General features: G+C 64.0%; 12 protein-coding genes. 11 read left to right on the plus strand and 1 reads right to left on the minus strand.

Annotated elements, in window-relative coordinates:
• Positions 1–23 precede the first annotated feature (23 nt).
• Complete coding sequence (locus NCR35_RS03725) at positions 24–944, minus strand: branched-chain amino acid transaminase (protein WP_250533139.1); 921 nt, start codon at positions 942–944, stop codon at positions 24–26.
• Between the two features lie 337 nt (positions 945–1,281).
• On the opposite strand from NCR35_RS03725, the gene NCR35_RS03730 reads away from it, so the two are divergent.
• The 11 genes from NCR35_RS03730 to NCR35_RS03780 all read left to right on the plus strand — a co-directional run bounded on the left by NCR35_RS03730 (position 1,282) and on the right by NCR35_RS03780 (position 13,885).
• Positions 1,282–2,076 carry an AzlC family ABC transporter permease gene (locus NCR35_RS03730; RefSeq protein ID WP_250533140.1) on the plus strand — a complete coding sequence of 265 codons (795 nt, stop codon included), beginning with the start codon at positions 1,282–1,284 and terminating at the stop codon, positions 2,074–2,076.
• Entirely contained in the window at positions 2,073–2,396 is a 324-nt protein-coding gene (locus NCR35_RS03735) for an AzlD domain-containing protein (RefSeq protein ID WP_244847977.1), read from the plus strand. Before NCR35_RS03730 ends, NCR35_RS03735 begins: the two co-directional genes overlap by 4 nt.
• Positions 2,397–2,777: 381 nt before the next feature.
• Positions 2,778–3,968 carry a phosphoglycerate kinase gene (locus tag NCR35_RS03740; protein ID WP_250533141.1) on the plus strand — a complete coding sequence of 397 codons (1,191 nt, stop codon included), beginning with the start codon at positions 2,778–2,780 and terminating at the stop codon, positions 3,966–3,968.
• A gap of 345 nt (positions 3,969–4,313) precedes the next feature.
• Entirely contained in the window at positions 4,314–5,750 is a 1,437-nt protein-coding gene (gene pyk / locus NCR35_RS03745) for a pyruvate kinase (RefSeq protein ID WP_244848861.1), read from the plus strand.
• 150 nt (positions 5,751–5,900) lie between these two features.
• Positions 5,901–6,965, plus strand: a complete 1,065-nt coding sequence (fba, locus tag NCR35_RS03750; RefSeq protein ID WP_250533142.1) for a class II fructose-bisphosphate aldolase — start codon at positions 5,901–5,903, stop codon at positions 6,963–6,965.
• 147 nt (positions 6,966–7,112) lie between these two features.
• Positions 7,113–8,003 (plus strand): phosphoribosylaminoimidazolesuccinocarboxamide synthase, encoded by an 891-nt coding sequence (locus tag NCR35_RS03755; RefSeq protein WP_250533143.1) that lies wholly within the window; start codon positions 7,113–7,115, stop codon positions 8,001–8,003.
• 61 nt (positions 8,004–8,064) lie between these two features.
• Positions 8,065–8,586: a 5-(carboxyamino)imidazole ribonucleotide mutase gene (purE, locus tag NCR35_RS03760; protein ID WP_244847981.1), complete on the plus strand. Its 522-nt coding sequence runs from the start codon at positions 8,065–8,067 to the stop codon at positions 8,584–8,586.
• Positions 8,587–8,662: 76 nt separating this feature from the next.
• Complete coding sequence (locus tag NCR35_RS03765) at positions 8,663–9,859, plus strand: 5-(carboxyamino)imidazole ribonucleotide synthase (protein ID WP_250533144.1); 1,197 nt, start codon at positions 8,663–8,665, stop codon at positions 9,857–9,859.
• A gap of 20 nt (positions 9,860–9,879) precedes the next feature.
• The gene (locus tag NCR35_RS03770) at positions 9,880–10,911 is read left to right on the plus strand and encodes an L-threonylcarbamoyladenylate synthase (protein WP_250533145.1); all 1,032 of its coding nucleotides are present in this window, start codon (positions 9,880–9,882) and stop codon (positions 10,909–10,911) included.
• Positions 10,912–11,238: 327 nt separating this feature from the next.
• Positions 11,239–12,048, plus strand: coding sequence for a hypothetical protein (locus tag NCR35_RS03775; protein WP_250533146.1), 810 nt, complete (start codon positions 11,239–11,241; stop codon positions 12,046–12,048).
• Between the two features lie 115 nt (positions 12,049–12,163).
• A complete protein-coding gene (locus NCR35_RS03780; protein ID WP_250533147.1) occupies positions 12,164–13,885 on the plus strand; it encodes a YadA family autotransporter adhesin in 1,722 nt (573 codons plus the stop codon).
• The last annotated feature ends 49 nt before the right edge of the window (positions 13,886–13,934 follow it).

The following is a 13,934-nucleotide window of genomic DNA, read 5'->3' on the forward strand; positions in this document are numbered from 1 at the left end:
AGGGCAGCGCGGCCCTCGCGGCGTCAGACTTTCGCGAGCCAGCTCGCGTACTTTTCGTTCTTGCCGCCGACCACGTCGAAGAACGCGCTTTGCAGCTTCTCCGTGATCGGGCCGCGCTTGCCCTCGCCGATGGTGCGATTGTCGAGTTCGCGGATGGGCGTGACTTCGGCGGCCGTGCCGGTGAAGAACGCTTCGTCGCACGTATAGACTTCGTCGCGCGTGATGCGTTTCTCGATGACCGGGATGCCGAAGTCGCGCGCCAGCGTGATGACCGTGTCGCGCGTGATGCCGTCGAGGCACGACGACAAGTCCGGCGTGTACAGCTTGCCGTTGTTCACGAGGAAGAAGTTTTCGCCGGAGCCTTCGGACACGTAGCCGTCCACGTCGAGCAGCAGGGCTTCGTCGTAGCCGTCGGTGACGGCTTCCTGATTCGCGAGAATCGAGTTCACGTACCAGCCGGACGCCTTCGCGCGCACCATCGACACGTTGACGTGATGGCGCGTGAACGACGACGTCTTCACTCGGATGCCCTTCGCGAGCCCGTCTTCGCCGAGATACGCGCCCCACGGCCACGCGGCGATGGCCACGTGAATGGTGTTGCCCTTGGCCGAGACGCCGAGCTTTTCTGAGCCGACCCAGATGATCGGGCGGATATAGCACGATTCGAGCTTGTTCTCGCGCACGACTTGGAGTTGCGCGGCTTCGAGCGTCGCGTGATCGAACGGGACTTCCATCTGGAAGATTTTCGCCGAGTTCAGAAGGCGCTTGGTGTGCTCCTTCAGGCGGAAAATGGCCGTTCCCTGGGCCGTCTTGTACGCGCGCACGCCCTCGAATACGCCCATGCCGTAGTGCAGCGTGTGCGTCAGAACGTGGATGTTGGCGTCTCGCCAGTCGATGAGCTTGCCATCCATCCAGATCTTGCCGTCGCGGTCGGCCATTGACATACGGTTCTCCTAGCTGTCTCGTTCAGAAATTCGATGAATCCGGGTGAATCTTGGGGTGAATCTCCGGGTGAATCTTCCTATTCCGCGCGTTGCCGACACCGCCGGCTGCAAGAGCGGTCAAAGTTCGTCATTTTAGCGTCTTTTCGCGATCAAACCGGATGGGAAGCGCCTTTCACGCCGCTATACTTTGCCTTTCGCCGCGAACCGGCAAAGTCGCCCGAAAGCGTCGTGCCGACCCGGCAAGCGGCAAGCTGCGCCGAGTCGTCCGTTTTTCGCGGTGCCGGCGCGCGGCGTTTCCACATATCGTCATCGCGGCAACCCGGCCGCGCACCCTTGCATGCTCCACCGGCTATCCGACACGAATCGCCGCGCATTTCTCGACGGTGCCCGCGCTTTCTCTCCCGCCTTCATGGCGACGTTCTCGTGGGGGCTCGTCACCGGCGTCGCCATGACGAAATCGGTGCTCACGGTGCCGCAGGCGCTCGGCATGTCGCTCGCGGTGTACGCCGGGTCGTCGCAACTCGCCGTGCTGCCGCTCTTGGCCGCCAGGCTGCCGCTCTGGACCGTGCTCCTCACCGCCGCGATGGTGAATCTGCGCTTCGTCATCTTCAGCGCGGGGCTCGCGCCGCACTTCTCCTATCTGCCGATGTGGCGGCGCCTCGCGATCGGCTACTGCAACGGCGACATCATCTATCTGATGTTCTCCGCGCGGAATTTCCCCGTCGGCCGGCAGCCCGGCAAGGAAGCGTTCTTCTGGGGACTCGCGCTCACGTGCTGGCTCGCGTGGCAGGCGTCGTCGGTGGCGGGGATTCTGCTCGCGAGCCTCATCCCCGACAACTGGGGGCTGGAACTGGCGGGAACGCTGGCGCTGATTCCGCTGATCGTCTCCGCGATCGCCACGCGCTCGACGCTCGCCGCGGTCGTCGTCGCGAGCGTCGTCGCGCTGCTCGCGTTCCATCTGCCGTATCGCTTCGGCTTGCCGCTCGCGGTGCTCGCCGCGCTGCTGGCCGGCACGCTCGCCGATCTGATCGCGGAACGGGCGCGCCCGGCGGCTCTGCGTTCAAGCGACGCCGAAGCGCCCGCCGCGCCGGATGCAGCGGCCGAGCCCGACCCCGCGAGGCCCGCGCGATGACCACGCTCCAGATCTGGCTCGCGATTCTCGGCATGGGCGTGGTGACCGCGGCGACGCGCGCGTTCTTCCTGATCGGCGGCGAGCGCACCGTGCTGCCGCCGCGCGTGCAACGCGTGCTGCGCTACGCGCCGGCCGCCGCGCTGGCGGGCGTCGTCGTGCCCGACGTGCTCGAAACGTCCGCCGGCTTCTCTATCGCGTTCTCGAATCATGCGGTGTGGGCGTCGCTCGCCGGCCTCGCATATTACGTGTGGCGGCGCGGCATGATGGGCACCATCGCGGTCGGCATGATCGTTTTCACGCTGCTGCGCCTCGCCGCGTGAGGCGCGCTGCGCGCCAAATACGCATCATCAACAATCACCGGCTAAAAGCGGGCGGGGTGATCGGTTAAAATGTCGGTCTTTCCTGTCGCATGGAGCGAGGTCGAAAGTGAGTCCGGCAGTCACCGCAACGGTTCCGAAGCTCGCCGCCTCCGGCTTGTCCGCTGCGTCCGTGTCTGCGCGCTTGGCGCGTATCTTTGTCCGCGTCTCACTTCACTCGACCCTCGGCACGTTCGCGCGACAGACGCTGTCCGCTCGTTTCGCTTGCGCGTCGTTCAGTTCCCAGTTTCGGTTTTCAGGCCTCGCGCCAAACTCTCAACGAACCGGCCGGCGCTCGTCCGGCCATCTTCGCCCGAACCGCTTTTCTGACTAACGTTGACTCCCATGACGAAAGTACTGCGTTTCACCGATCTGATCGCCGAAGGCAAAGTCTCCGGCAAGCGCGTGTTCATCCGCGCGGACCTCAACGTGCCGCAGGACGATGCCGGCAACATCACCGAGGACACGCGCGTGCGCGCCTCGGTCCCGGCGATCAAGGCGGCGCTCGATGCCGGCGCGGCCGTGATGGTCACGTCGCATCTGGGCCGCCCGACCGAAGGCCAGTTCAAGCCGGAAGACTCGCTCGCGCCAGTCGCGGCGCGTCTCGCGGAACTGCTCGGCCGCGACGTGCCGCTCGTCGCCGACTGGGTGGATGGCGTCGACGTGCAGCCGGGTAATGTCGTGCTGCTTGAAAACTGCCGCTGCAACAAGGGCGAGAAGAAGAACGACGACGGCCTCGCGCAGAAGCTCGCGAAGCTCTGCGACATTTATGTGAACGACGCCTTCGGCACCGCGCACCGCGCCGAAGCGACCACGCACGGCATCGCCAAGTACGCGCCCGTCGCGTGCGCCGGTCCGCTGCTCGCCGCCGAACTCGACGCGCTCGGCAAGGCGCTCGGCAACCCGAAGCGCCCGCTCGTGGCCATCGTCGCCGGTTCGAAAGTGTCGACCAAGCTCACCATTCTGAAGTCGCTCGCCGAGAAGGTCGATCAGCTGATCGTCGGCGGCGGCATCGCGAACACGTTCATGCTGGCGTCGGGGCTCAAGATCGGCAAGTCGCTCGCCGAAGCCGATCTCGTCGGCGAGGCGAAGGAGATCATCGGAGAGGCGCGTGCGCGCGGCGCATCGGTGCCCATTCCGAGCGATGTCGTGACCGCGAAGGAATTCGCCGCGACCGCGAAGGCCGAAACGAAGCCCGTCGCCGATATCGCCGACGACGACATGATTCTCGATATCGGCCCGGATACCGCCAACGCGCTCGCCGCGCAGCTCGCGACGGCGGGCACCATCGTATGGAACGGCCCGGTCGGCGTGTTCGAATTCGACCAGTTCGGCAACGGCACGAAGACGCTGGCGCAGGCCATCGCGAATTCGTCGGCGTTCTCGATCGCGGGCGGCGGCGACACGCTCGCGGCCATCGCGAAGTACGGCATCCACGACAAGGTCAGCTACATCTCGACCGGCGGCGGCGCGTTCCTCGAGTTCCTCGAAGGCAAGACGCTGCCGGCGGTGGAAGTGCTCGAGTCGCGGGCGTAACGCCGGGTGACGGCCCGAGACAATCCGGCGAAAGCAGCAAGGAAGGGCGCGCACGCAGCCGGCGGCGCGCAAGCGGATGTCATCGACAACGGCAGTCAACCCGATGCCGCCGCCGTTGCGGCTGTCGTCATCGCGGAGGCGGCTCTGAGTCAAGAGCCGCATGTGGAAGAACAGACGGCTGCTGTCGTCACCATCGGCGGCATGCCCGTTCATGCCGCGCAGCCCATCGATAAAGCGACGCCGGCACGAACCGGCGCGCGCGCGCAGCCAGTGAGCAACACGTCACTGCAAGCGCAACGTGCTCGCAGCCTGGTTACGGCCGTTCCCAAAGAGACGAGGAAAGACATGCATCGCGCCACCAAGATTGTCGCCACCATCGGTCCGGCGTCGAGTAATCCGGACATCCTGCTGCAGATGATGCAGGCCGGGCTCGACGTCGTTCGCTTCAACTTCTCGCACGGCACCGCCGACGATCATCGCCAGCGCGCCGAGTGGGTGCGCGAGGCGGCGCGGCAGGTCGGCCGCGAAGTCGCGATCATGGCGGACCTGCAAGGCCCGAAGATTCGCGTCGGCAAGTTCGAGAACGGCAAGACCATGCTGGTCGCGGGCAACACGTTCATCCTCGATGCGAACTGCGAGATGGGCAACAACGATCGCGTCGGCCTCGACTACAAGGACTTGCCGCGCGATCTGCGCGCAGGCGACGTGCTTCTGCTCAACGACGGCCTGATCGTGCTCGACGTGACGCGCGTGATCGGCGAGGAGATTCACACGACCGTGAAGGTCGGCGGCGAGCTGTCGAACAACAAGGGCATCAACCGGCAGGGCGGCGGGCTGACCGCGCCCGCGCTGACCGAAAAGGACATGGAGGACATCAAGACGGCGATGTCGCTCGGCGCGGATTTCGTCGCGGTGTCGTTCCCGAAGAACGCGACGGACATGGAAATGGCGCGGCAACTGGCGAACATCGCCGGCGCGCCGTACGGCATCAAGCCGAAGATGATCGCGAAGATCGAGCGCGCCGAGGCCATTCCGGCGCTGCAAGGCATTCTGGATGCGTCCGACGGCATCATGGTCGCGCGCGGCGATCTGGCGGTGGAAGTGGGCAACGCGGCAGTGCCCGCGCTGCAAAAGCGCATGATCCGCATGGCGCGCGAGTCGAACAAGCTCGTGATCACGGCCACGCAGATGATGGAATCGATGATTCACGCGCCCGTGCCGACCCGCGCCGAAGTCTCCGACGTGGCGAACGCCGTGCTCGACGGCACCGACGCCGTCATGCTTTCCGCCGAAACGGCGGCGGGCAAGTATCCGGTGACGACCATCGAAACGATGGCGGCCGTGTGCATCGAAGCGGAGAAGTCCGAGGAATCGCAACTGGACCGCGATTTTCTGGACCGCACGTTCACGCGCATCGACCAGTCGATCGCGATGGGCGCCTTGTTCACCGCATTCCATCTGGGCGCGAAGGCCGTTGTCGCGCTCACCGAATCCGGCTCGACGGCGCTGTGGATGTCGCGTCACTGGACGCATGTGCCGATCTTCGCGCTGACGCCGCGCGTGGGCAGCGAGCGGACGATGGCGCTGTATCGCAACGTCACGCCGCTGCATCTCGACACCAACATGGATCGCGATACGGCGCTCAATCAGGCGCTCGAAGTGGTCGTGTCCAAAGGCTATGCGGCGCGCGGCGACATGGTCGTGCTCACCGTCGGCGAGCCGATGGGACAGGCGGGCGGCACGAACACGCTGAAGATCGTGCGCGTCGGCGACCATTTCTGATCGACGCGTTCGACGTATGGCAAGGCGTTCGCGGTTCGGTCCGCGAACGCCGAATAGCGCGCCAAGGCCGGAAGCTGCCGACAAGCTCGAAAGAAGCGAAGAGCAGAACCGTGCGCGCGAGGATTTCGTTACACGTCCTGGAGTTTCTCAATGCCTCTCGTATCAATGCGTCAACTGCTGGATCACGCAGCCGAACACGGCTACGGTCTCCCGGCATTCAACGTGAACAATCTGGAACAGGTGCAGGCCATCATGTCGGCGGCGAACGAAGTCAACGCGCCCGTCATCATGCAGGCGTCGGCCGGCGCGCGGAAGTACGCGGGCGAAGCGTTTCTGCGGCATCTGATCGAAGCGGCCGTGGAGTCGTACCCGCACATTCCGGTCGTGATGCATCAGGATCACGGACAGTCGCCGGCGGTGTGCATGGCGGCGATCCGCTCCGGTTTCACGAGCGTGATGATGGATGGCTCGCTCGAAGCCGACGGCAAGACCGTCGCGTCGTATGAGTACAACGTCGATGTGTCGCGCAAGGTCGTCGAGTTCTCGCATTCCATCGGCGTCACGGTCGAAGCCGAACTCGGCGTGCTGGGTTCGCTGGAAACCATGAAGGGCGACAAGGAAGACGGCCACGGCGCGGAAGGCACGATGACGCGCGAGCAGTTGCTCACCGACGTCGAGCAGGCCGCCGATTTCGTAAAGCTCACGCAGTGCGATGCGCTCGCCATTGCCATCGGCACGTCGCACGGCGCGTACAAGTTCTCGAAGAAGCCGACCGGCGATGTCCTCGCGATCGACCGCATCAAGGCAATTCACCAGCGCATTCCGAACACGCATCTGGTGATGCACGGTTCGTCGTCGGTGCCGCAGGAGTTGCTGGCCGAAATCCGCGAATTCGGCGGCGACATGAAGGAAACGTACGGCGTGCCGGTCGAGGAGATTCAGGAAGGCATCAAGCACGGTGTGCGCAAGGTGAATATCGACACGGACCTGCGTCTCGCGATTACCGGCGCGATTCGCCGTTATCTGTTCGAAAATCCGTCGAAGTTCGATCCGCGCGACTATCTGAAGCCCGCGCGCGAGGCAGCGAAAGAAATCTGCCGTCAGCGGTACATGCAGTTCGGCTGCGAGGGCATGGCGGGCAAGATCAAGCCCGTCACGCTCGACAAGATGGCCGAGAAGTACAAATCCGGCGAACTCGCGCAGATTGTCCGGTGAGCGGCGCAGGTCTGAATTAAGCCCGCTTCATTTGTAAAGTAAAATCAACGGGTTACGGCGACGGGACCCGTTCGCTTTTTTCCATCGCCGCCGCGCCAGGCTCGCGGCGGCGATTCACTTTTTTCGGCACCTTTTCGGTACATGACGATGTCCACGCTCTACGAATCCACGATCAAATCGCTGCCGCTGCTCGGCCGTGGCAAGGTCCGCGACAACTACGCCGTCGGCAACGACAAGCTGCTGATCGTGACCACCGACCGCCTTTCCGCCTTCGACGTCGTGATGGGCGAGCCGATTCCGAACAAGGGCCGCGTGCTCAATCAGATGGCCGATTTCTGGTTCGAAAAGCTCGGCCATATCGTGCCGAACCACAACACGGGCATCGATCCCGCCTCGGTGGTCGCGCCGGACGAAGTCGAGCAGGTGAAGGGCCGCGCGGTCGTCGTGAAGCGCCTGGAACCGATTCTGGTCGAAGCGGTGGTGCGCGGCTATCTCGCGGGCAGCGGCTGGAAGGATTATCAGGCGACGGGCGCCGTATGCGGCGTGCAACTGCCGCCGGGCCTGCAAAACGCCGAGAAGCTGCCAGAGCCGATCTTCACGCCGGCGGCGAAGGCCGAGATGGGCCACCACGACGAAAACATCACCTACGACGAGATGGAGCGCCGCATCGGCACGGAGCTGTCGGCGACCATCAAGCGCATCTCCATTCAGCTGTACAAGGAAGCGGCCGAATACGCGGCCACGCGCGGCATCATCATCGCGGATACGAAGTTCGAATTCGGCCTCGACAACAAGGGCGAACTGTTTCTGATGGACGAAGTGCTCACCGCCGATTCCTCGCGCTTCTGGCCGGCGGACGGCTACACGGTGGGCACGAATCCGCCGTCGTTCGACAAGCAGTTCGTGCGCGACTGGCTCGAAACGCAGCCGTGGAAGAAGGAGCCGCCCGCGCCGAAGCTGCCGGAAGACGTGATCGCGAAGACGTCGGAGAAGTATCAGGAAGCGCTGCAACGCATCACGGGCAAGACGCTGTCGTAATGTCGGCACGCGCGCCGTGGCACCGACACCGGCACGGCGCGCTCGGATCGAGGGAAAAGCAATGAGCGAAGTACAGACCGGAGCGCATGCGCACGACGCGCCGCTCGTCGGCGTGTTGATGGGCTCCAGTTCCGACTGGGACGTGATGAAGAACGCGGTCGCGATGCTGCAGGAGTTCGGCGTGCCATACGAGGCGAGGGTCGTCTCCGCGCACCGCATGCCGGACGAGATGTTCGCGTACGCGGAAAACGCGCGGCAACGCGGCCTGCGCGCGATCATCGCGGGCGCGGGCGGCGCGGCGCATTTGCCGGGCATGCTCGCTGCGAAGACGACGGTGCCCGTGCTCGGCGTACCGGTGGCGAGCAAGTATCTGAAGGGCGTCGATTCGCTGCATTCGATCGTGCAGATGCCCAAAGGCGTGCCCGTTGCGACGTTTGCAATCGGCGAGGCGGGCGCGGCGAATGCGGCGCTCTTCGCGGTATCCATTTTGAGCGTGACGGATGCCCGCTATGCCGAGGCGCTCGCCGCGTTTCGCGTGAAGCAGAATCAGGCCGCGCACGACATGACGCTGCCGCCGCTCTGAGCGTTCCGTTGACCGAGCCGCGCGCGGCGCGCGGCGTCGGCGAAACTCCCCATACAGGTTATCGGCCAGCCCCACGATGAACCCACACAACTCCCCGAATTCCCCCATTCTGCCGGGCGCGTGGCTCGGCATGGTCGGCGGCGGCCAGCTCGGCCGCATGTTCTGCTTCGCGGCGCAATCCATGGGCTATCGCGTGGCCGTGCTCGATCCGGACGAAACGAGTCCGGCAGGCGCGGTCGCGGATCGCCATATCCGCGCCGCCTACGACGACGAAACCGCGCTCACCGAGCTCGGCCGGCTGTGCGCGGCGGTATCGACCGAATTCGAGAACGTGCCGTCCACGAGCCTCGATTTCCTGGCGTCGCTCACGTTCGTGAGTCCGGCGGCGAGTTGCGTCGCGATTGCGCAGGATCGCGTCGCCGAGAAGCGTTTCATCGCGGGAGCCGGCGTGCCGGTCGCGCCGCACGTGGTGATCGAATCGCCGGAAGCACTCGCCGCGCTCACCGACGATGAAATCGCCGCCGTGCTGCCGGGCATTCTCAAGACGGCGCGCCTCGGTTACGACGGCAAAGGCCAGGTCAGCGTGCGCAACGTGGAAGAAGTGCGCACGGCGTACGGCTCGTTGTCGGGCGTGCCGTGCGTGCTGGAAAAGCGCATGCCGCTGAAATACGAAGTGTCGGTGCTGATCGCGCGCAGCGGCGACGGCAAGTCCGCCGTGTTTCCGCTTGCGCAGAACACGCACGTGAACGGGATTCTCGCGAAGACCGTGGTGCCCGCGCCGGACGCGTCGGACGCGCTCGTCGCGCAGGCGCAGGACGCGGCGCTCACCATCGCCGCGAAGCTCGGCTACGTGGGCGTGCTGTGCGTCGAATTCTTCGTGCTGGAAGACGGCTCGCTGATCGCGAACGAAATGGCGCCGCGTCCGCACAATTCCGGCCACTACACGGTCGATGCCTGCGCCACGAGCCAGTTCGAGCAGCAGGTCCGCGCGATGACCGGCATGCCGCTCGGCGACACGCGCCAGCATTCGCCGGCCGCCATGCTGAATCTGCTCGGCGATATCTGGTTCGAAGGGGGCCAGGCCGACAAGCCGCGCCCGCCCGCCTGGCCCGAAGTCGTCGCCATGCCGGCGGCGCGGCTGCATCTCTACGGCAAGGAGGAAGCGCGTCCCGGCCGCAAGATGGGGCACATCAACTTCACGGCGGCGACGCTTGAGGAAGCGCGCACGGCGGCGCGCGACTGCGCGCGCATGCTGCATATCGCGCTCGACTGAACTTTCAGGCAGTAGCTGCAATGACCATCATTTTCCCGAGCGCCGCGCAGATCGACGAAGCCGCGGCCCTGCTCGACGCGGGCGAACTCGTCGCGTTTCCGACCGAAACGGTGTACGGCCTCGGCGCCGATGCCGAGAACCCGGCGGCGATCGCGCGAATCTATGCCGCGAAGGGCCGGCCGGCGAATCATCCGGTGATCGTGCATCTCGCGCCAGAGGCCGATCCCGGCTACTGGGTGCGCGAGTTGCCGCACGATGCGCAGAAGCTCATCGACGCGTTCTGGCCCGGTCCGCTGACCCTGATCCTGAAGCGCGCCGCGCATATTCCGGCGGCCGTGAGCGGCGGGCAGGACTCGGTCGGGATTCGCTGTCCTTCGCATCCGGTGGCGCAGCAGCTTTTGTCGGCGTTTCATGCGCGGCGTCAGGGGACTGGCAGGCAAGCGGGCGTGGCGGGTCCTTCGGCGAACCGCTTCGGGCACGTGAGCCCGACTACCGCGCAACACGTGCGCGACGAGTTCGGCAGCGCGGTGCATGTGCTCGATGGCGGCGCGGCGGATGTCGGCATCGAATCGACGATTCTGGATTTGTCGCGCGGCTTTCCGGCGTTGTTGCGGCCGGGGCATGTGAGCCCGCAGGCCATTGCCGACGTGATCGGCACCGCGCCGCGTCTGCCCGATGGCGGCGATGCGACCGCGCCGCGCGCGTCGGGCACGCTGAAGGCGCATTACGCGCCGCGCACGCCGTTGGCGCTATTGCCGTTCGCGGCTATCGCGCCGTTGCTCGCGGTGTTCGATCGGTCGGCTGGCGGGAAGATTGCGTTGGTGGCGCGGCCGTCGAGCGCGGGCGAGTGGGCGCATGCGCCGCATGTGCATTTTGTCGCCGCGCCGGAAGATCCACAGAGCTATGCGCGCGAGCTTTATGGCCTGCTGCGGGCGCTGGACCGCGCGAATGTCGAGCGCATCTTGATCGAAAAGCTGCCCGAAACGGTGGAATGGATCGCGGTGAATGACCGCTTGGGAAGAGCGGCTGCGGCGTTCGAGGAGCAGGAATAATCTAGCCGATATGAATCTCCAATAATATCGGCCGGCGATTTCTTCGTCGCTTGGATTCGGATTTTTCGTATGGTCGGTTGCCCTGACGCACAGTATTCAGTCGCCCGAATCATCTAGACCGATTCTCCAATAAACGCAATGATGCGTAAAATGCCGCGTCTGGGTTAATCAATTCCAGGCGTCTCGCGTTAGAATTCCGCACTCCTAACAAAAATGAAAATTTGGGCTTATTGCCTACTGCCGCAACAACTGCGGCGCTTGAGGCCTTTCGCCGACGTTACTCGCTTCCCCGTTGAACATTATTTCCATTCGAATCAAGGATTCTCGATGAACCCTGCCGACTCGTTTCTGGACTCTCCCGACTTCATCAAAATGAGCGCCGAAGTCGTAGAAGCGCGACGTATGTATAACGGGCGTCGACTTTGGCGAGAGACGAACGGAGTCGTTCAACACGGCCTTCTGAAAGGATATTTCCTCGGGGAACGGGCCACGTGGCGCTACGAAGATACGGCAACGAAACTGGTCGGCCTCTACGAACTCGAAGTCTGCGAACTTATTCGCCGCATCCATCGCGGGCGCGGCACGTTCATCGATCTCGGCGCGGCCGACGGATTCTACGCAATAGGATTAGTTTGCACGGGCGTTTTCGAACGCTCGATATGCTACGAGATCGACGAAGCCAGCCGCGACAACTTGAGAAGTCTCGCAATTGAACGGGGCGTCGAACACCGGGTGACCATTTTGGGCGCAGCGACTCCGACTTTTGCGGAAGAACTCGCTGCTCAAGGCGTCGATTTCAATGACTCGGTCGTGCTTTGCGATATCGAAGGACATGAATTCGATACGCTCACGCGGGATTGCCTGCGCACGCTGAGGCATGCGCACGTCATCGTCGAAATTCATGACTTCATGATTGTCGGTCCAGACCGGGAGCAATGGCTGCCGAATCTGATCACCCGCGCGAGCGAATATTTTAATGTCACCGAGATAAAAGCCGGCGCCCGCGACTTATCGCAGATTCCTTTGACAGCCGACCACTGGACCGATTCCGACCGTTGGCTTTTGTGCTCCGAAGGCCGAGCGAAGCCGATGACCTGGCTTCACTTCGAGCCGAAGCCAGATTCCGGAACGATATAACCGCATCATCTTTTTACACGAATTTTCACGCTGCAATCGGACACCCTGGCCGGAAGCCGACATGCAGTGAAAAGAGGCGGGTTCAACGCGCTATCTATTATAAGGAATCCTTGACATGAATGAATCGAATTTCCGACTCAAACCGATTATCGCCGCTGTCGTCGCTAGTCTCGCGGGCCTCGCGATGAACTCAGCGTCCGGGCAAGCCATCGTCATCGGTACCGGAACGACGTCGGCTGGCACGGGTATTCTGATCGGAAACAACGGCGCGCATAGCAACATCGAAGAAAGCGTGGTCGTCGGCGATGGCGCAGTCGTGAACGGCGGAAACCAGTCACTCGATCAAGCCTCCGTGGCGATTGGTTCAGGCGCGCAGGCGCAACAGAACGGCGTGGTGATCGGCCGTAACGCGATTGCGACCAACAACCAGGCCACCGCGATTGGCGATAACGCCAATGCGGGCTATCGCGCCGTGGCTTTCGGCATCGATTCGTCCGCGGCGGACGCTGCCGTGGCGGCCGGTGCAGGCAGCATCGCATCGAACGCCGCCGTTGCAATAGGGCGCAACGCAAACGGAAGCGGAAGCAGTGCTGTAGCGATTGGCAGCAATGCGGTGGGGCAAGGCGCGACGTCGGTGGCGCTCGGCAACGGTACGACATCGGCGGGTCAAAACTCGGTGGCCATCGGCAACTATGCGTATGCGAGCGGCGATAACTCCGTGGTGCTCGGCGCGAGCAGTTACGACGGCGGCCAAAGCAATGTCGTGAGTGTGGGCAGCGTCGGTTCCGAACGACGCATCATCAACGTGTCGGCCGGCACGCAAGGCACGGACGCAGTCAACCTGAATCAGCTTCGGGTCGTGGCCAACGGCACGGCGTCGGCGCTAGGCGGCGGCGCTTTCGCGCTGCCCGATGGAAGCATTGTCGTACCGTCGTACGTCGTCAACGGCGTGACGTATCACGATGTCGGTAGCGCGCTGGGCGGCGTGGACAGCTCGCTCACGAACATGAACACGACCATCGCGAACATCGTGAACAATTCGAACCCCACGAACGGCGCAACCGATCCGGGCGCGGTGCGATACGACGCGAAAGGCGGCTCGTCGCCGGATTTCGACAACGTGACCCTCGGCGGTGCGAACGGCACGGCGATTCACAACCTCGCCGCCGGATCGTCCGACATGGATGCCGTGAATGTCAGCCAGCTCAACTCCGCGATGTCCGCCATCAACAATAGAATCGCGAACATATCGGTGGGAGGCGGCTCGAATCCGCTTTTCGCGGCTGACGGCAATGCATCGACCGAAGCGGCCGTCGCAAGCGGTGCGCAATCGACCGCAATGGGCGCCAACGCGAGGGCAACCGCCGACGGCGCGGTCGCAATCGGCGCGAACTCGCTTGCCGATCGCGCGAATACGGTGTCCGTCGGCTCGGCGCGCAATGAGCGGCAGATCGTCAACGTCGCTGCCGGGACGCAGGGCACCGATGCCGTCAACGTCAATCAACTGAACGGCGCGGTGCAGCAAGCGAACGGCTATACGGACAGAGCGGTGTCGAGTGCGAACGCGTACACGGACAGGGCGGTTTCGGCTGGCGTGCAACAGTCGAAGAACTACACCGACAAAGCCGTGGCCGCGGTCCTCGCCATGCCGAGCATTCCCATGCTCCAGGCCGGCGATAAATGGGTCGGCACCAGCATGGGCGCTTACGGCAGCCGTATTGGAATCGGCGTGGCGGCGGCGTATCAGGCGTCTGCGAATCTGAACGTTGGGATGGCCGTTTCCACGACCGATAGCGGGTCGGCTGGCATCAAAGCGCAAGTCGGATACCGCTGGTAATCGGCATGCACTGCGCGCGGCGCATGTTTCGTGCAAATAGTTAGTACCA

It is taken from the genome of Caballeronia sp. AZ10_KS36, assembly GCF_023631105.1.
Lineage (GTDB): Bacteria > Pseudomonadota > Gammaproteobacteria > Burkholderiales > Burkholderiaceae > Caballeronia.

What these genes read in the sequence shown, in the direction of transcription:
- NCR35_RS03725 (WP_250533139.1), bottom strand. Translation starts at nt 944, where the DNA reads ATGTCAATGGCCGACCGCGACGGCAAGATCTGGATGGATGGCAAGCTC.
- NCR35_RS03730 (WP_250533140.1), top strand. Translation starts at nt 1,282, where the DNA reads ATGCTCCACCGGCTATCCGACACGAATCGCCGCGCATTTCTCGACGGT.
- NCR35_RS03735 (WP_244847977.1), top strand. Translation starts at nt 2,073, where the DNA reads ATGACCACGCTCCAGATCTGGCTCGCGATTCTCGGCATGGGCGTGGTG.
- NCR35_RS03740 (WP_250533141.1), top strand. Translation starts at nt 2,778, where the DNA reads ATGACGAAAGTACTGCGTTTCACCGATCTGATCGCCGAAGGCAAAGTC.
- pyk (WP_244848861.1), top strand. Translation starts at nt 4,314, where the DNA reads ATGCATCGCGCCACCAAGATTGTCGCCACCATCGGTCCGGCGTCGAGT.
- fba (WP_250533142.1), top strand. Translation starts at nt 5,901, where the DNA reads ATGCCTCTCGTATCAATGCGTCAACTGCTGGATCACGCAGCCGAACAC.
- NCR35_RS03755 (WP_250533143.1), top strand. Translation starts at nt 7,113, where the DNA reads ATGTCCACGCTCTACGAATCCACGATCAAATCGCTGCCGCTGCTCGGC.
- purE (WP_244847981.1), top strand. Translation starts at nt 8,065, where the DNA reads ATGAGCGAAGTACAGACCGGAGCGCATGCGCACGACGCGCCGCTCGTC.
- NCR35_RS03765 (WP_250533144.1), top strand. Translation starts at nt 8,663, where the DNA reads ATGAACCCACACAACTCCCCGAATTCCCCCATTCTGCCGGGCGCGTGG.
- NCR35_RS03770 (WP_250533145.1), top strand. Translation starts at nt 9,880, where the DNA reads ATGACCATCATTTTCCCGAGCGCCGCGCAGATCGACGAAGCCGCGGCC.
- NCR35_RS03775 (WP_250533146.1), top strand. Translation starts at nt 11,239, where the DNA reads ATGAACCCTGCCGACTCGTTTCTGGACTCTCCCGACTTCATCAAAATG.
- NCR35_RS03780 (WP_250533147.1), top strand. Translation starts at nt 12,164, where the DNA reads ATGAATGAATCGAATTTCCGACTCAAACCGATTATCGCCGCTGTCGTC.